This window comes from Pseudomonas sp. NPDC090208 (assembly GCF_044746785.1).
GTDB lineage: Bacteria > Pseudomonadota > Gammaproteobacteria > Pseudomonadales > Pseudomonadaceae > Aquipseudomonas.
In genome coordinates, this window is sequence record NZ_JBIVCU010000027.1 from 26,601 (window position 1) to 44,193 (window position 17,593).

Sequence of the window (17,593 nt, forward strand, 5' to 3'; positions counted from 1 at the left end):
ATCCGACGCATCGCGAGCAAGCTCACTCCTACAAGGGAAATGCGTCAGGGCTTACAACCCACCCATCAGCAGGTATTTGATTTCCAGATAGTCTTCCAGACCGTAACGCGATCCTTCGCGCCCCAGGCCCGACTCCTTGATGCCGCCGAACGGCGCCACTTCCGTGGAGATGATCCCTTCGTTGATGCCGACCATGCCGGCTTCCAGGCCTTCGGCCATGCGCCAGACGCGGCCGATGTCGCGGCTGTAGAAGTACGCCGACAGACCGAACGGCGTGTCGTTGGCGCGGCGCAGCACTTCGGCTTCGTCCTTGAAGCGGAAGCACGCGGCCACCGGGCCGAAGGTTTCTTCACGGGCGATCAACATGTCATCACTGACATCGGTGAGTACCGTCGGCTCGAAGAAGGTGCCGCCCAGCGCATGACGCTGACCGCCACACAACAGCTTGCCGCCCTTCTCCAGCGCATCGCCGACATGTTGCTCGACCTTGCCCAGCGCGGCGTTGTTGATCAGCGGGCCTTGCTCGGTTTCGCCTTCCAGGGCGTTGCCGACACGCATCGCCGCCACCGCTTCGGCCAGCTTGCGGGTGAAGGCGTCGTACACGCCGTCCTGAATGAAGAAGCGGTTGACGCAGACGCAGGTCTGCCCGGTGTTGCGGAATTTCGAGGCCATGGCGCCTTTGACGGCGGCATCCAGATCGGCGTCATCGAAAACAATGAACGGCGCGTTGCCACCCAGTTCCAGCGACACTTTTTTCAGGGTGTCCGAAGCCTGACGCATCAGCAGCTTGCCGACTCGGGTCGAACCGGTGAACGACAGCTTGCGCACTACCGACGATGCCTGCAGCGCACCGCCGATGGCGACAGCGTCGCCCGACACGATGTTGAAAACACCAGCCGGAATACCGGCCTGCTCGGCCAGCACTGCCAGAGCGAAGGCCGACAGCGGGGTTTCTTCCGACGGTTTGAGGATCATGGTGCAGCCGGCGGCCAGAGCCGGGCCGACCTTGCGGGTGACCATCGCCAGCGGGAAGTTCCACGGCGTGATCGCCGCCACCACACCGATGGCTTCCTTGGTCACGACGATGCGTGCATCGGCCTTGTGGCTCGGAATCACGTCGCCGTAGGTACGCTTGGCTTCTTCGCCGAACCACTCCAGAAAGCTTGCCGCGTAGACCACTTCGCCCATGGCTTCGGCCAGCGGCTTACCCTGTTCGCGGCTGAGCAGCGTGGCCAGCTCACGCTGATTGCTCAGCATCAGCTCGCTCCAGCGCTTCAGGCGGACGCTGCGTTCCTTCGCGGTCAGCTTGCGCCAGGCCGGCAGCGCGCGCTCGGCAGCAGCGATGGCTTGATCGGTTTCCTCGGCGCCGCCCTTCTGCACCTCGGCGATCAGCTCGCCGGTGGCAGGGTTCGACACCGGATAGGTCGCGCCGCCGGCCGTCCATTGGCCGTCGATGTAGTGTCCCTTACGGATCAGCGCGCTCATGCCACGGCCTCGGTCAGGCTGAAGGCTTCAGTGGCCGGGCGCGGGGTGCGCAGGATGCGTTTGCCGGCGGTGTAATCGTTGATCACGTCGCACGGCGTGTAGTTGCGCTCCAGCTCGTACAGCTCGTCAGCGTCCAGTTTGGTCTCCAGTGCAGCCAGGGCGCTGTCGAACTGTTCGGTGGTGTCGGCGCCGACCAGCATGCAGTCCACACCCGGATGATTGGCCACCCAGGCCTGAGCGATCTGGGCGTTGGACACGCCACGACGCTGCGCCACGCGCTGTACGGAGTGAGCGATCTGGAACGACGCTTCGTCGCTGTACATCTGCTGGGTGAAGAAGTCGGTCTGGTTGCGGGTCGACTTCACGTCACCGGTCAGCAGGCCGCGGGCCAGCGGGCTGAACACCGAGACGCCGATGCCCTGATCGCGGCAGAACGGGATCATCTCGCGCTCTTCTTCGCGGTAGGCGCAGTTCAGTTGCAGCTGCATGTTGATCGGCTTGACCCAGCCATTGCGCTCGCAGGCCATGAGGATCTTCGCCAGTTGGCCGGTGAGCATGGTCGAGACGCCGATGTAACGGGCCTTGCCGGAACGCACGATGTCGTTCAGCGCGCCCATGGTCTCTTCGACCGGGGTGTTCACGTCGAAGTAATGCAGCATGAACACGTCGACATAATCCATGCCCAGACGACTCAGCGAGGCGTCGATGCTGTCCATGATGTGTTTGCGCGAATGACCGCTGGCGTTTTTACCGGCGCGGGTGCCGTAGCCGACCTTGGTGGTGATCACCAGGTCTTCGCGACGGGCCAGACGCTTGACGATGCGCCCCACCACTTCTTCGCCGACGCCGGCGGAGTAGAAGTCCGCCAGGTCGATGAAGTTGACCCCGTTTTCCAGCGCATGGCGCACGATCGGCTCGCTTTTCTTCTCGTCGAAGATCCACGGTTTCCAGTCAGGGGTGCCCATGTTCATGGTACCCAGACACAGCCGCGACACTTCGAGGCCCGAATTTCCCAAACGAATGTATTGCATGGCGCGGACCTCAGGCTTTTGGCGTGTAGAACGGGTTGCTGATGCGGTTGACCACGTCGGCCAATTGCGAACGCTCCGGTTTGCCGGTCAGGGCGGCGCGGATCGCGGTGCGGCAGGCGTTGTAGTTGTTCAGGTAGACGGCATCCAGGTCGTCGCAAGCCGGGTTGACCCAGTTGGCGGTGACGATGGCCCACTCGTCTTCGGCTTCCGGCGGCAGGGTGCCGTCGAGCAGCGCTTCGGTGACCGCCTTGGCGATACCGGCCTGGGACGCGCCCCAGGTGGCGTTGCCGTGCAGGTCGCTGCCGATGGCGGCCTTGTTCACGTACAGGGTCATCGGCTTGACCGGGATGTTCGGCTGGGCGATCACCATGAACGGGCAGTGGCCCTGGCTTGGCGACGCCAGGCTGTTGGCGAAGGCCTGGCCGGCCGGGCCATTGCGCGGGCCGATCAGGATGTTGATGTGCGCTGCGTTGACGCCTGGGCCTTCGAAGCCTTCGCCGATGTACAGGTCGAGTTCTTTCATGGTGCTCTCCGGAACGGAAAAATGCGGGTGATCAGAAACGCACGCAGGTGCCGGGCACCGCGTGGCGAATGGAGGAAATCGAAGAGCGCCGCAATGGGCAGGACGGAATCGGGGCGTGCAGTGAAGTCATGGTCGCAGGCGCTCTTTGTTGTTGTGGATGAGCTGTGCTGCGATTTTTATCACCGCTGTCTGGCGGGCCAGTAACCATAAAAACTCAAGGGGGTATGAGCTGGGGTCATAGCCCTGTTCCGCTGCTGGAACGGCTTTTACCTGATGAACACATACCCTGTGGGAGGGAGCCCTGCTCGCGAAGACGTCATGACAGACGACGCTGTGGTGTCTGATCCAAATGCTTTCGCGAGCAGGGCTCCCTCCCACGGACGGTGTTCGTTTGACGGATTCTGTAGGAGTGAGCTTGCTCGCGATGCGTTGTTTCAGTGCCTTCGGTGGTGCCGGGCAAAGCGCAATCGCGAGCAGGCTCACTCCTACAACTTGCACTATGCTCCTCAAAGTTATCCACAGGGGACGAGGCGCGCTGCGATGCTGACCACTCTCGATGCCTGGCTGCAAAAAGCGCTGCACCCGATCGCCCGGACGTTGTTCGATGACGGGGTTCGCGCGGTGCATGTGACGCTCTGCGCCGGGCTCATTTCGCTGGCGGTCGGCGTGCTGGTCGCGGCGTTTGCTTTCCACCGCTGGATCTTCGCGCTGATCCCGATCTGGGTCGTGCTCCGCGTGCTGTTTCTTTCCGTGGAAACCCTGCTGGCAACCGAATTCGGTCAGCTCTCGAAAGCCAGTATCTGCGCCCGCGAGTTCAGCCGGGTCATCGCGGTAACCGCTCTATTTCTGCCGTTTGCGGTGATTCCAAAGGTCAGCGTGCTGCTGACCCTGCTGGTGGTGCTGCTGGCAATTTTCAGCGAATTCGCCGGTCTGCTCGGCCCTTTGATCAAGGCTTCCCGCCGCCGTGACGGGCCGATGAGCAGCGGTCTGTGCCTGCTGTTTTTTGCCGTTTTCGGCGCAGGAATCGCCTCGGGTCACCTGCCGACCGCACCGATCAATATCCTCCTGGCGGTGATGGCGATCCTGCTGCTGGTGACCATCGGCAAGCGCATCAGGAACGCTCTGAAGGAAACCGTCAGGCCGGTGACCCCTGCTCCAGTGAAGGCCATGGCCGAAGAGTGAGCGCACTGTTTCAACAGCTTTACACACAAGCTGCCTACAGGTTATCCACAGGCGTTTTTTCCTCGCTGCAACCGCCCTCTTGAAAACCTCCACCCTTGACCTCAGTTTTGCTTCGAGCGGATATTACGGGCGTAATTCAAACCGCCAACGGTTCAGGACTTTTCCCCGGCGCGGTCTACGCTTGCCTCCACTGTCGATTTCTTAATCAGGAGTACGCACATGAGTCACTACGACGTTGTCATCCTCGGCGGCGGCCCCGGCGGCTACAACGCGGCGATCCATGCCGGTCAGAAAGGCCTGAAAGTGGCCTGTGTCGAAGGCCGCGACACCCTCGGCGGCACGTGCCTGAACGTCGGTTGCATCCCGTCCAAGTCGCTGCTGCACGCCTCGGAGCTGTATGAAGCGGCTGCTGGCGACGAGTTCAAGAAGCTCGGCATCGAGGTCACACCGACCCTGAATCTGGCGCAGATGATGGCGCAGAAGGCCGAAAGCGTGACGGGCCTGACCAAGGGCATCGAGTTTCTGTTCCGCAAATACAAAGCCGAGTGGATCAAGGGCTGGGGCCGTCTCGCCGGGCCGGGCAAGGTCATCGTCACTGCCGCCGACGGCACGGAAACCGAGCTGACCGCCAAGGACATCATCATTGCCACCGGCTCCGAGCCGACGCCGTTGCCGGGCGTGACCATCGACAACCAGCGCATCATCGATTCCACCGGCGCGCTGTCGCTGAGCGAAGTGCCGAAGCACCTGGTGGTGATCGGCGCAGGCGTAATCGGTCTGGAACTGGGCTCGGTATGGCGGCGCCTGGGGGCCAAGGTCACGGTGGTAGAGTTTCTCGACCACGTCGCCCACGGCACAGACCTGGAAGCCGGCAAGACCCTGCAGCGCTCCCTCGCGCGTCAGGGCATGTCCTTCAAGCTCAGCTCGAAAGTCACCTCGGCGGTGGCCGGCGAAAGCGGCGTGACCTTGAGCGTCGAACCGGCTGCCGGCGGCGAATCGGAGATGATCGAAGCCGATTACGTGCTGGTGTCCATCGGTCGTCGCCCGTATACCAAGGGCCTGGGGCTGGAAACCGTCGGCCTGGAAGTCGACAAACGCGGCATGCTCGCCAATGACGGCCATCGCACCGCCGTGGACGGCATCTGGGTGATCGGCGACGTCACCTCCGGGCCGATGCTGGCACACAAGGCCGAGGACGAAGCCGGGGTCTGCGTGGAACGCATCGTCGGCAAGAAGAGCGAGCTCAACTACAACCTGATCCCCAACGTCATTTACACCTGGCCGGAAATGGCCAGCGTCGGCAAGACCGAGGAGCAGTTGAAGGCCGAGGGCCGCGCTTACAAGATCGGCAAATTCCCGTTCAGCGCCAACAGCCGGGCCAAGGTCAACCATGAAACCGACGGCTTCGCCAAAGTGCTGGCCGACGAGCGCACCGACGAGATCCTCGGCGTACACCTTGTGGGACCAAGCGTCAGCGAGATGATCGCCGAGTACTGCGTGGCCATGGAGTTCGCCGCCTCGGCCGAAGACATCGCCCTGACCTGCCACCCTCACCCGACCCGCTCCGAGGCCTTGCGCCAGGCGGCGATGGGGGCGGGCGGGCATACCACACAGGCGTAACGCCGATGGTTGTCCATTTGTAGGCGCTGGCTTGCCCTGCGACCTGCCGGGAACCGGCAGCAAACCCGGTAGATACGGTGTGCCAGACAGACTGTATGTGCAGGTTTTACGACTGCTACGCAGCCGGTCGCAGGACAAGCCAGCTCCTACAGAATCATTGCCCGCCGCAGTTTTTGTAAACGACGCAAAACCCGTGGGAGGGAGCCCTGCTCGCGAAAGCGTCAGATCAGGCACCACAACTTCGACTGACACACCCCATTCGCGGGCAAGCCAGCTCCTACAGAATCATTGCCCGCTGCAGTTTTTGTAAACGACGCAAAACCCGTGGGAGGGAGCCCTGCTCGCGAAAGCGTCAGATCAGGCAGCACAACATCGTCTGACACACCGCATTCGCGAGCAGGGCTCCCTCCCACAAGGTCCAAGGCGTCTCGAAACATGACTCACACCGGCAAATGCCCCAACGGCAGCGGCCCTTGCGCCTTGAGCGTGCGGATTGCGAAGTTGCTGCGGATATCCCGCACGCTGGGCATTTTCAACAGGGTTTCGGTGAGAAAACGGTCGTAGCTGCGCAGGTCCGGCACCACCACATGCAGGAGAAAGTCCGACTCGCCGGACACCAGGTACGCCGAGATCACTTCCGGCAACGCCGACACCATCTGATGAAATTTCTGCGCCTCATCTTCGTGGTGACGGTCGACCTTGACCCCAATGAACACCGTCATCCCCAGGCCGAGCGCATCGGCGTCCAGTGCCGCCTGATAACCGCGAATCACCCCCGCTTCTTCCAGTTGCCGCACCCGGCGCAAGCACGGCGACGCCGACAGGCCGATCTCGTCAGCCAGTTGCACGTTGGTCAGGCGGCCATCCCGTTGCAGGGCAGTGAGGATGCGGCGGTCGTAGGCGTCCAGCCGGACATTCAAATGATTTGGCATAACCGACACCTTTTGGCGATTAATAAAGGCAGAAGCTGCCAATACTACGTAGTTTCAGGGTCAAACACGCAAGCACCTGCCCCGCCCTTCGCCCGTAGAATTTTCTTCCGTTATCCCTGCCCTGAGAGCCGAACAATGGAAGACATAGCGCTGTTTATCGTGGCCCTGTCGATGATCCTGCTGGTGCCGGGGCCGGACATGATCCTGTTGCTGCAGACCGGCGCTCGCCACGGCCGCAGCAAAGCGCTGGCGACAGCGCTGGGGCTGGCCATCGCCCGGGGTTGCCATGTGGCGTTGGCGGCACTGGGACTGGCGGCGCTGTTCAGGGTGTCGCCGTGGACGTTCGAGGCCGTGCGCGTGGTCGGTGCGGCGTACCTGCTGTGGCTGGGCCTGAAGATGTTCAGACCCGGCGCCCTGAGTGGCGCGGCGCACGGCAGCACCGGTGAGGCGAGCATCACCTGGCGCACGGCGATGTTGCGCGGCGTGCTGACTAACCTGCTCAACCCCAAGGCGCTGCTGTTCTGCTCGGTGTTGCTGCCGCAATTCATCGATCCCCACGCCGGTTCCGTGGCCGGGCAATTCGTCGAGTTAGGGGTGATTCTGCTGCTGGTCGGCCTGACCTTCGACAGCGTCTACGCCATGGCCGGCGGCTGGATCGGCGGCTGGCTGGCACGCAGCCAGACCGCCCAGCGCGTGCAGCAATGGCTATTTGGCAGCCTGCTGATCGGGTTCGCCGTGCGCCTGGCGTTCATCCAGCAGGCCTGAACACACAATTGGCAACAATCTGATGGCACTCTGAAATGCACGTCGCCAATGATTTTTTATCTTTTTGCGAACAAGATGCCGCGATTGTTATCTGTTTGTTGGTAATTTGCGTTCGGCAAGGATCGGGAAAGCGCATGTTCAGGTGCAGGAGGCACGGCATTTCTTCAGAGGCTTCACCTTATGAATCGCAGGAATCTCCTGAAAGCTTCCATGGCGCTGGCAGCCTATAGCGCGCTGCCCGCCTCCGGCCTTTTTGCAGCACGCGCCCTGGCCGCCGCAGCCGATGGCGACATCGAGCATTTCGACTTCAAGACCTTGCAGCAGACCGCCAAAGACATGGCCGGCAAGGCTTACGTCAGCACCAAGCAGAACCTGCCGCCGACCCTGGCGAACATGACGCCTCAGCAGTTCAACGCGATCAAGTACGACGCCGGTCACTCCCTGTGGAACGACGTCAAAGGCCAGCTGGACGTGCATTTCTTCCACGTCGGCGCCGGCTTCAAGACGCCAGTGCGCATGTACAGCGTCGACCCGGCGACCCAGCAGTCGCGCGAAGTGCATTTCCGCCCCGAGCTGTTCAACTACGAAGCCAGCCGCATCGACCAGAGCCAGCTCAAGGGCGACTTCGGCTTTGCCGGTTTCAAACTGTTCAAGGCCCCGGAAATCGCCATCAACGACATCCTGTCGTTCCTTGGCGCCAGCTACTTCCGCGCCATCGACAGCAACAAGCAGTACGGCCTGTCGGCACGCGGTCTGGCCATCGACACCTACGCCCACCGCCCGGAAGAATTCCCCGACTTCACCAAGTTCTGGTTCGAGAAGCCGACCAAGGACGCCACTCGCTTCGTGGTCTACGCGCTGCTGGACTCGCCGAGCGCCACCGGTGCCTATCGCTTCGACATCGACTGCCAGGCCGAACGCGTGGTGATGGACATCGACGCGCACATCAACGCCCGCGCCGACATCGAACAACTGGGCATCGCCACCATGACCAGCATGTTCAGCTGCGGCACCCATGAACGGCGCATGTGCGACACCATCCACCCGGAAATCCACGATTCCGACCGCCTGGCCATGTGGCGCGGCAACGGCGAGTGGATCTGCCGACCGCTGAACAACCCGGCCAAGTTGCAGTTCAACGCCTTCGCCGACAAGGACCCGAAAGGCTTCGGCCTGGTGCAGACCGACCACGACTTCAAGACCTATCAGGACACCGTCGACTGGTATCACCGCCGGCCGAGCCTGTGGGTCGAACCGACCACGCCATGGGGCGAAGGCTCCATCGATCTGCTGGAGCTGCCGACCACGGGCGAGACGCTGGATAACATCGTCGCGTTCTGGAACCCGCGCGACCCGGTCAAGGCCGGTATGTCGATGAACTACGGCTACAAGCTGTACTGGAGCCCGCTGCCACCGGTGAGCACGCCGCTGGCGCAGGTTCATGCCACTCGTTCGGGCATGGGCGGCTTCATCGAAGGCTGGGCGCCAGGCGAGCATTACCCGGACGTCTGGGCGCGGCGTTTTGCCGTGGACTTCAACGGCGGCGGTCTGGACCGTCTGCCGGAAGGTTCGGGGATCGAGCCGATCGTTACCGTGTCCAGCGGCAAGGTGCAGGACTTCAACGTGCTGGTGCTGCCGGACATCAAGGGCTTCCGCGTGACCTTCGACTGGTACCCGACCAGCGACTCGGTGGACCCGGTGGAGATGCGCATGTACATCAAGACCGGCGACCGCACCCTGAGCGAAACCTGGCTGTACCAGTACTTCCCGCCGGCGCCGGACAAGCGGCGGTATACATGATAAGGGCAGGTTGAACACCTGACCTGTGGGAGGGAGCCCTGCTCGCGAAGGCATCAGATCAGGCAGCACAACGCCGACTGACACACCCCATTCGCGGGCAAGCCCGCTCCCACCAGATCAGGCTCCAGCCGCAAAACCTGTGGGAGCGTGGCTTGCCCGCGAAGGCGTCAGGTCAGGCAGCACAATCTCGTCTGACACCCTGCATTCGCGAGCAGGGCTCCGTCCCACAATGGGTTGATGTCGCATTGACGCCCGATGTAACAAAAACGAGCCATAGCCCCCCTGTATCAAGGCTCTTTTCCGGCCTGTTTCACAGCGTCAAATTCCCACCTATCAATAAAATCAACAGGTTAAGAACAACACAAAAACCACCCGGCAAATTCTGTCCGAATATTTGACGAATCGATTGACAGCCCTCTTTTCTGCGGCTGATATATCCCTGTCATGCCGTTCGAGAGGGACCTGTTCAGGCTGTCCTCTTCCCACCCAACGTCATTCGACCCTTACCGATTCTTCGACCCGCTCGACGGCCATGCCGACTTTCGAGGGGCGGTAGCTTTGCCGCGCAGGCGAGCCATTTTCATCTCCGGCCTGACGGTTACCCCCACTTCAAACGCTCCCGAGGGGCTGCACCATGATGTCGAATTCCCCGGTCTACGTTGAAAAGCCATCCCTGCTGTCGTTCGATAAATCCACCGCCATCGTGCTGGTCGCGATCAGCCTGATCCTGGTGGAAACCTTCTCCGGCGCCCTGCGTTTCTACCTCGACAAGGCCGGTATCTCGGTGCTGCTGTATGCACCGAAAATCGCCTGTCTACTGTTCTTCGCCCTGGAGCTGCGCAGCTTCAAGGCCGGCGCGGGCGTGTGGATGTGCTTTCTGGTGCTGATGCTGTCGGCGGCCTGGGCCATGCTCAACGGCGCCAGCGCGGGTAACCTCGCGTTCGCGCTGTACGGCATCAGCCCGTTGCTCTTCGGCCTGGCCTGCGGTGAGCAGATCACCCGGCACAAGCGCCTGTTCATGTGGGTGATCCTGTTTGCTCTCGGCGCATCGCTGGCCGGCATCGCGCTGGACATGCTCACCGAACTGCCGTGGAAGGGTTACAGCTACAGCATCGGCGGCACCGAACTGAGCGCCAACACCAACTGGTCTGCCCAGGATGCCGACCGACCAGCCGGTTTCACCCGGATCTCCAGCGCGCTGGCGATCATCATCTCGATTTTCAGCCTGTACCTGATGGCGACCCTGCGTTCGCGTACCCTGGCCCTGGCCATCTGCGCAGCGGGGCTGGCCGGGGTGTTTCTGACCACCAGCAAGGCGCCGGTGCTGGCTTTTGCCGGCGGCGTCGGCGTGCTGATGATCACCCGCTTTCGCTGGACCACCCGGGGCGCCATCGTTTTTGCGGTGCTGCTGGGGATATCGCTGCCGTTCATCGCGATGATGTTCGACTTCGATGCGAACAAAGTGTCCAGTGGCACCGAGCTGTCCTCGATCTACGACCGCTTCATCAACACCTGGCCCAACGTGCTCAAGGTGCTGATCAACGAGGGCCGCGCCATCACCGGGGTCGGTTTCGGTCTGGTCGGCAGCTCCGTGGCCGCGTTTCCGGTCGCGGGTGCGGAAATCTTCATGGTCTCCGACAGTACCGTGGTCTACCTGTGGGCGATCTTCGGCCTGGCCGGGCTGTTTCTCTATGCCCTGCACATTCCGCTGTTCTTCATCCTCGCCGACAGCGCCACCCGCTATGGCCGCGCAATGCTGGCGACCGGTTTCTGCATCTGCATCGTCAGCTGGACCACCGACACGCTGGAAGTGACCCTCGCCAACCTGTTCCTCGGCATGGCGATCGGCCACGCGCTCACCGCAAGGTCACAGGTCAGGGCTCACCACCCAAAGCCCCGTGAGGTGCAATGGAACGGCCTGCCGGGACTGAGCTGAACAGGAAAGCGCCGATGAATCCGTCGAGTATGGGCCGCAAGGGCCTGCTGTTACTGGCGTGTCTGCTGGCGGGCCTTCTGATGGTTCGCAGCGCCGCCGCCGAACCCTTCATCGTCGGCGTCGGCACCCATTCGATGAACAATCTGGCGCAGCCCTTACGCAGCCTTGAGCTGGCCAGCCAAGCCGGGGTCACGTCGGTGCGCGACGATGCCTTCTGGTCGACCGCGGAGCCCTCCCCCAACCAACTGCGCATCATCCCGCAATGGCGCGCCTGGCTGAGCACTGCGGGTGCGCTGAACCTGAGCCCGGTGGTGATTCTCGGCTACGGCACCTCGTTCAACGGCAACGCCAAGCCGCGCAAACCCGAGGTGAAGATTCCCTATCTGAAATACGTCGATTACATCACCCGGCAACTGGGCAACCCGGTGCAGTTCTACGAGGTGTGGAACGAGTGGGATATCGAAGGCCCGAAAGACCCGCGCCTGAGCAACGACTACGTGGCCCTGGTGCGTGACGCCGCGCCGATCATCCGCAAAAACAATCCACAGGCCAGAGTGCTGGCCGGTGCGGTGACGTCGGCGGGAATCAAGGGCGGTTTCGTCGAGCGCATGCTGGCGGCGGGCGTGCTCAAGTATGCCGACGGCATCTCCCTGCACCCTTACGTGCATTGCGAAGGCCGCGACCACAACACCCCGGAAAACTGGATCGGCTGGATGCGTGACGTCAACCAGCAGATCAGCGCCAAGGCCGGCAAACCGGTGCCGCTGTACCTGACGGAAATGGGCTGGCCCAGCCATGACGGCAAATGCGGAATCAGTGAGGTGCGCCAGTCAGCGTATCTGGCGCGGGCGTATTTTCTGGCGCGCACCGTGCCCAACATCAAAGGCATGTGGTGGTACGACCTGATCAACGACGGCCCGGCGCGCAACGATCAGGAGCACAACTTCGGCCTGCTCAATGCTGACCTCAGCGCCAAGCCGGCCATGCCGATACTCGCGGCGATCAGCCCGTATTTGCGGAATTTCAGCTACGACCCCGGCAGCAGCCTGCAGGCCGATAACGTCTACAAACTGGCGTTCACCGATGGCCGCGAACGGATCATGGTGGCTTGGGCGACAGGCCGACCGCGTGACGAGCAGGTCAGCGCCACGATCATGAACAACGGCCCTCTGCGGGTGCTCGATACCCAGGCTGCCGCCAGGGGCATGGTCGATACTGCCCAACGTTGGCATTGCGAGGGTTCCCGTTGTTCGGCGCCGGTGACCCTGACCGAATTCCCCAAGATCATCCGCCTCAGCCCCGGCAGTTAACCAAGGAGCCCGCCTGACGTGATCAGCGCGGGCTTTTTTTCGCCCTCGAATCGACCCCTGTGGGAGCGAATTCATTCGCGATACGCCAGTACAGTCGATAAATGTGTATCGGCAGGTCGGGCCTCTCGCGAATGAATTCGCTCCCACAGGGCTCCTACAGGATTGATTGCGAGGCGGGCGAAAAATAGTGGCAGTTAGACACACCAAAGACATTCAGCACTGCTACGCTGGGCTTCTCTTTTGGCAGGAACCCAAGGGGAACGCATGGGGTTTCGACGCAGCTTGCTCAGCGCGCTTCTGTTTTGCGGTCTGGCCCTGCCAGCCCTGGCTGCGCCGTTCGTGGCCGGCGGTACGCCGTGGAAGCCCTACGCCTACGAAGACGACAATGGCCATCTGATGGGCGTGTCCATCGATATCGCCCGGCGGGTCATGCAACTGGCCGAGCTGGATGTCACCTTCGTCACCTACCCGGTCAACCGCCTGCAATCGATGCTGCAAAAGGGCGAGATCGACCTCAACTACGCCGATGCGCTGATCTGGAACAGCCCCCAGGAACAGCAGCATTTCGTCTTTTCCAAACCTTATTCGGCAGTGCGCGAGCACCTGTATTTCCTCGCCGACCACCCGGCGCGGGACCTGCCCGTGGAACAGATGCAGCACCTGACCGTGGGCATGGTCAGGGGTTACACCTATTGGGCGCTGGACCCGGCCATGGCCGAGCACCGGCTCCAGCGTCTGGAAACCTCGCAGGACGATGCGCTGATCAAGTTGCTGCAGAGTCGGCGGGTGGATGCCGTGGCGATGGTCGACGACATCTTCGACGCGCTGATCGCCCAGGGTCACCTCGACCCCGCCCAGTTTCGCCAGGGCGCCCGTCTCAGCGAAGCGCCGCTGGTGTTCAAACTGCAACCGCAGTACGCGCAGTGGCTGCCGAAGATCAACCGGGCGATCGATGCGATGAGCAGGAGTGGGGAGTTGGAGCGGATAAGGCGGCAGTATTTACCTGCCGCAGCATCCGGTGAACGCAATTAGAGGACTGCTCAGAGGACCCGTGGGAGGGAGCCCTGCTCGCGAAGGCGTCAGGCCAGAAACCACAACATCCGCTGACACTCTGTATTCGCGAGCAGGGCTCCCTCCCACGGCCTTCGGCCAGCATCAAAAGCAATATCCATCCCCAGTCACCAGGCACCCAGCTCCTACAAAGTACCGCGTACCTGTGCATAACTCCCCAGCATTTCCCGGGCGATGCGGTCGGCGTCGATAAAGGCCCGTGAATAGCTGCCCGCCGACGGCACGTAATGGTTGTAGTACGTAGCGCCCTCGACGATCGGACCGATTATCCACAGATTCGGCTGGGCCTTGCCGTGTCCATCCACCTCAATGCCCTCACCTTCTTCGTTCAGACTGTGGATAATCCCGCTGGCGCGCAACTGCCGGATGATGGCGGGTTGCGTATCCGTCTGACGGTTATCCCCAACGTGGGCACGAACCACGGCATCGAGCGCAATGCGTTCCCCGTCTGCCAGGGTTATCGACACCTCGCCCAAGGCCGCGTTGTGGACAACTTGTCCGCTGTGAACCCATTGCACGATCCCCGCATCTACCAGCGCCAGCAGCTCCTGATGCCGCTCCTTTTGCGGGCCGGCCACCATTCGATTGACCAGCGGCGCGTATTCGGCGAAGAACTGCCTGTGGGATTCCGGGGTCAATCCGTGGTTATCCACAACCCGACGCAGTTGTTCACGGCAACTGCGCCAGACTTCCACGGCCGCCTTGAGCAGACTGTGATCCAGATCGAGGACGCTCTCGGCGATGTCGTTTTCGATGAACGCCCGCACCCATTGTGGATAATCCGCTGGCGGTACTTGCACGACGCGCGGGTTATACACAGCCTCGTCCAGCATCGGTACGGCAAAACGCTGCGCCAGCGTCTGCGCGATGGCCTCCAGCTCGCCCAGCAGGAAGGCATTGGCCACTTCCGACTTGATCCGCAGCGCCGATTCGCCGTTTTGCGCCGCAACCATGCCGAAGTATTCAGCAAACATCTCGGCCTTGAGCAACGGCAGCACGTGGCGCACGAAATCCAGCCCCTGTGGATAAGCCGCCCGCAGATCCGACACCGCCGACAAGGTGAAGATCAGCGGCGAAGCGCCGACCCTATGGGGTGCGATGTCCGGGCGGGTGCGATACGGCTGGCCGCTGCGCGAATACAGGAATATCTGCGGTTCTTCACCGCTGGCCTGATAGTGCAAGCCGTGCGGCCCTTCGACAAAGCGCCCGCGACGGCCCACGGTCAGCCCTGCGACCACATCCATCGCCGACAGGCCCATGCCTTCAATGCCGACACGATCTGTGGATGACAGGCTTTCCAGCACATACGGCTGTGGGTAAGCGCTCAGATAGCGGGTTCGCCCGCCGCGATTATCCACAACAGCCGGTGCCGCTGCGTGCCCGACGGTGATCAGCAGCCAGTCGACGGCCTGACGCGGGCCATGCCCTGTGGACAAGACAAAACCACCGAGATCGGTGTGCTCGACGTTATCCACAGCACGGGCATGATGCACCACGCGGATGTGATCCGGCAGGCCGCGCAGCACCTCGTCCCAGGTCCAGGCCAGGTACTCGCCGAGCCAGCGCCGGGGCAGGAATTCATTGGCGCGCACCAGCCGCTCCGATGCCTTGAAACGCAGGCACCATTCATGAAAATTCGGCCCCGGCCGGCCACTGAAACCCGCCAGCGCGGCTTGATCCGGGAACATCGAAATCTGCGAAGCCACGGTGTTGAGCATCAGGTATTCCGGCTGTTCTACCGAATGCAGCCCTGGCCCCGGCCGGTGCGGGTCGTAGGCGTGAATCTCCAGCGCCTGGCCGCTGTCCGTCGCCAGCGCACACAGGCGCTCCAGCACGGTCAGGCCACGTGATCCACAGCCGACGATGCCGACGCGAATCAGCGGCTTGTCCACAGGTGCAGTTATGCACAGGCTCGGGCTCAGTTCCATCTCAGGGTTTCTCCAAAGAACGAATCGATGGCGACCGCTCGCGACTCCGCCAGCGCGGTGTCGACCACGAACTTGCCCAGGGCCAGATCCAGCACGCCGAGGCCGAATGGCGAAAAGATCGACGGTCGCTGCGGGTCCAGCTCGACCTCACCGCGAATCAGCCCGGCCAAAGTGCCGTTCATGAACGTGCGGTTGCCGCTCAACTGTTCGGCCAGGTGCGGCGAGGTGTTGGCCTTCATGCAGTGCTCGATGTCGTCGCACAGGTTGTTGGCCTGCAGCAGCAATTGCGGGGCGATGTCGCGCAGCGAGATGTTCAGCACCACTTGCCCGGCACGGAACGCCTGCGGCGGCAGCACATAAGGCTCGCCTGCCGTGGTGGCGAAAATCACCAGATCCGCCGCCAGCGCCTGTTCCAGCGTGCCGCTGCGGGCTGCGCATAAGTCGCTCTGCTCGATATAGGCCGTCAAGGCACCCGCCGAAGCCTCGTCGAAGTCGTGGACCACCGCCTGATCGATACTCCAGCCTTCCACCGCCAGCATCCGCGCGATGTTGCGCGCGATCACCCCGGCGCCGATAAACCCGACCGTCGCCGCCTTGCGCGACTGGCCGTTGAGCCAGAACGCACCGGATACCGCCGAAGCCGCCGTTCTCACCGCACTGATCTGCGCGCCTTCCAGGCAGGCGTAGGGGTAGCCCGTCTCGCGGTCATTGAGAATCACCACCGCCGAAGCCCGCGGCTGCTGGCGGGCGACGTTGCCGGGAAAGCTGGAAATCCACTTGATCCCGGCCACGCCGTCGTCGCCTTCCAGTGAGGCCGGCAGGGCGATGATGCGGTTGGCCGGCTGCTGTGGAAAACGCAAAAAGTAACTGTCCGGATTGATAGTCTGGCCGTCGTGATGCTGCAGGTAGGCCTGCTCGATACGCGCCACCATACTGTGGGCCTGCTGGTCGAGGATGTCCTTGACCACGGCGCCGGGAATCACATGAAAGTCAGGCATTCAGCGCTTCTCCCTCGAAGGTGTGGACGTACTGTTTCAGGTAGCGGCTGATGGGCTGCGAAGCCAGCGCCGCCAGCTCGGCGCGGCCGAACTTCTGCATCACCCATTCGTCGTTGTAGATCGTCTCCAGATAGCGCTCGCCGGCGTCCGGGGAGATCGCCACCACCACCGCATCCTTGGGAATGCCCAGCGAAGGCGCAGCCAGCCCGGCGACCACTGTGCCGGTGGAACCGCCCGCCAGCACGCCGTTGGATTTCGCCAGCCAGCGGCACATCGCGACGGTGGCGCGCTCGTCGACCACTTGCTGGCGATACAGGTGGTGCGGACGGAAGATCGGCGGCATGACGCTGGAGCCCAGCCCTGGAATGAAGCGCTTGCCCGGCGTCTGGCCAAACGTCACCGAGCCGGTGCTGTCCACCGCGATGACCTTGGTGCGTGGCGAATGCTTGCGGAAATACTGCACGCAGCCCATCAGCGTGCCGGTGGTGCCAGCGCCGACCACCAGGTAATCCAGCGCCGGAAAGGCGATGTGGATGGAACGCGCCGTGGTCAGTTCGTGGGTGCGTGCGTTGGCCGGGTTGCTGTACTGGTTGAGCCACAGGTAGCGCGGGTCGCGGGCCACGGCATCGCGGATGTAGCGGATGCGCGTGCCGAGGTAGCCGTCGTTCTCGTCGCGCTCGGTGACGATGACGATCTGCGCGCCGAAGGCCTCCATCATCTTGATGTTGTGCAGGTTGGTGTTGGGGTCGACCACGCAGCAGAAGCGGTAGCCGCGCTCGGCGCAGATCATCGCCAGGGCCACGCCGAGGTTGCCCGAGGACGACTCGATTAGCACGCTGTCCTTGTGGATAAGTCGCTTCTCTGCATAAGAGTCGATCAGCCCGATGGCGGTTTTCATCTTGATCGAGCCGGCCGGATTGCACGACTCCAGCTTCAGGTGCAGGTTCTCGAAACCCAGGCCCTTGAGCCGGACGAAATTCGAGTCGCCGACGATATGGGAAATGAAATTCAT

At 62.5% G+C, this 17,593-nt stretch carries 14 protein-coding genes; 7 read left to right on the top strand and 7 right to left on the bottom strand.

The genetic code is table 11. The features are described from left to right. Positions 1-51: 51 nt before the first annotated feature. From ACIPL0_RS29335 to fae, 3 genes are read right to left on the bottom strand one after another with little or no spacing between them, the layout of a single operon-like run. A complete protein-coding gene (locus tag ACIPL0_RS29335; protein WP_400602506.1) occupies positions 52-1,485 on the bottom strand; it encodes an NAD-dependent succinate-semialdehyde dehydrogenase in 1,434 nt (477 codons plus the stop codon). After that, positions 1,482-2,516 carry an aldo/keto reductase gene (locus ACIPL0_RS29340; protein ID WP_400602504.1) on the bottom strand — a complete coding sequence of 345 codons (1,035 nt, stop codon included), beginning with the start codon at positions 2,514-2,516 and terminating at the stop codon, positions 1,482-1,484. The genes ACIPL0_RS29335 and ACIPL0_RS29340 overlap by 4 nt, the downstream gene beginning before the upstream one ends. 10 nt (positions 2,517-2,526) lie before the next feature. Continuing rightward, positions 2,527-3,039, bottom strand: a complete 513-nt coding sequence (gene fae, locus ACIPL0_RS29345; protein ID WP_400602502.1) for a formaldehyde-activating enzyme — start codon at positions 3,037-3,039, stop codon at positions 2,527-2,529. Between the two features lie 540 nt (positions 3,040-3,579). On the opposite strand from fae, the gene ACIPL0_RS29350 reads away from it, so the two are divergent. Together ACIPL0_RS29350 and lpdA are read left to right on the top strand one after the other, a co-directional pair. Next, on the top strand, positions 3,580-4,221 hold the full coding sequence (locus tag ACIPL0_RS29350) for a CDP-alcohol phosphatidyltransferase family protein (RefSeq protein ID WP_400602501.1): 642 nt from the start codon (positions 3,580-3,582) through the stop codon (positions 4,219-4,221). A 219-nt stretch (positions 4,222-4,440) separates the two neighbouring features. Beyond that, positions 4,441-5,841 carry a dihydrolipoyl dehydrogenase gene (gene lpdA / locus ACIPL0_RS29355; RefSeq protein WP_400602499.1) on the top strand — a complete coding sequence of 467 codons (1,401 nt, stop codon included), beginning with the start codon at positions 4,441-4,443 and terminating at the stop codon, positions 5,839-5,841. 440 nt (positions 5,842-6,281) lie between these two features. On the opposite strand, the gene ACIPL0_RS29360 is transcribed toward lpdA, so the two are convergent. After that, positions 6,282-6,773: an Lrp/AsnC family transcriptional regulator gene (locus tag ACIPL0_RS29360; protein WP_400602497.1), complete on the bottom strand. Its 492-nt coding sequence runs from the start codon at positions 6,771-6,773 to the stop codon at positions 6,282-6,284. Between the two features lie 135 nt (positions 6,774-6,908). On the opposite strand from ACIPL0_RS29360, the gene ACIPL0_RS29365 reads away from it, so the two are divergent. The 5 genes from ACIPL0_RS29365 (at position 6,909) to ACIPL0_RS29385 (ending at position 13,616) form a co-directional block, all read left to right on the top strand. After that, positions 6,909-7,538: a LysE family translocator gene (locus ACIPL0_RS29365; RefSeq protein WP_400602495.1), complete on the top strand. Its 630-nt coding sequence runs from the start codon at positions 6,909-6,911 to the stop codon at positions 7,536-7,538. 180 nt (positions 7,539-7,718) lie between these two features. After that, the gene (locus ACIPL0_RS29370; protein ID WP_400602493.1) at positions 7,719-9,338 is read left to right on the top strand and encodes a glucan biosynthesis protein; all 1,620 of its coding nucleotides are present in this window, start codon (positions 7,719-7,721) and stop codon (positions 9,336-9,338) included. Positions 9,339-9,972: 634 nt separating this feature from the next. Beyond that, positions 9,973-11,274 carry a hypothetical protein gene (locus ACIPL0_RS29375; protein ID WP_400602491.1) on the top strand — a complete coding sequence of 434 codons (1,302 nt, stop codon included), beginning with the start codon at positions 9,973-9,975 and terminating at the stop codon, positions 11,272-11,274. Positions 11,275-11,288: 14 nt separating this feature from the next. Then, positions 11,289-12,584, top strand: coding sequence for a hypothetical protein (locus tag ACIPL0_RS29380; protein ID WP_400602489.1), 1,296 nt, complete (start codon positions 11,289-11,291; stop codon positions 12,582-12,584). A 264-nt stretch (positions 12,585-12,848) separates the two neighbouring features. Next, positions 12,849-13,616, top strand: coding sequence for a substrate-binding periplasmic protein (locus ACIPL0_RS29385; protein WP_400602487.1), 768 nt, complete (start codon positions 12,849-12,851; stop codon positions 13,614-13,616). 164 nt (positions 13,617-13,780) lie between these two features. On the opposite strand, the gene ACIPL0_RS29390 is transcribed toward ACIPL0_RS29385, so the two are convergent. From ACIPL0_RS29390 to sbnA, 3 genes are read right to left on the bottom strand one after another with little or no spacing between them, the layout of a single operon-like run. After that, a complete protein-coding gene (locus tag ACIPL0_RS29390) occupies positions 13,781-15,583 on the bottom strand; it encodes an FAD/NAD(P)-binding protein (protein ID WP_400602486.1) in 1,803 nt (600 codons plus the stop codon). After that, positions 15,574-16,581: a 2,3-diaminopropionate biosynthesis protein SbnB gene (gene sbnB, locus ACIPL0_RS29395; RefSeq protein WP_400602484.1), complete on the bottom strand. Its 1,008-nt coding sequence runs from the start codon at positions 16,579-16,581 to the stop codon at positions 15,574-15,576. The genes ACIPL0_RS29390 and sbnB overlap by 10 nt, the downstream gene beginning before the upstream one ends. After that, complete coding sequence (gene sbnA, locus ACIPL0_RS29400) at positions 16,574-17,593, bottom strand: 2,3-diaminopropionate biosynthesis protein SbnA (protein WP_400602482.1); 1,020 nt, start codon at positions 17,591-17,593, stop codon at positions 16,574-16,576. The genes sbnB and sbnA overlap by 8 nt, the downstream gene beginning before the upstream one ends.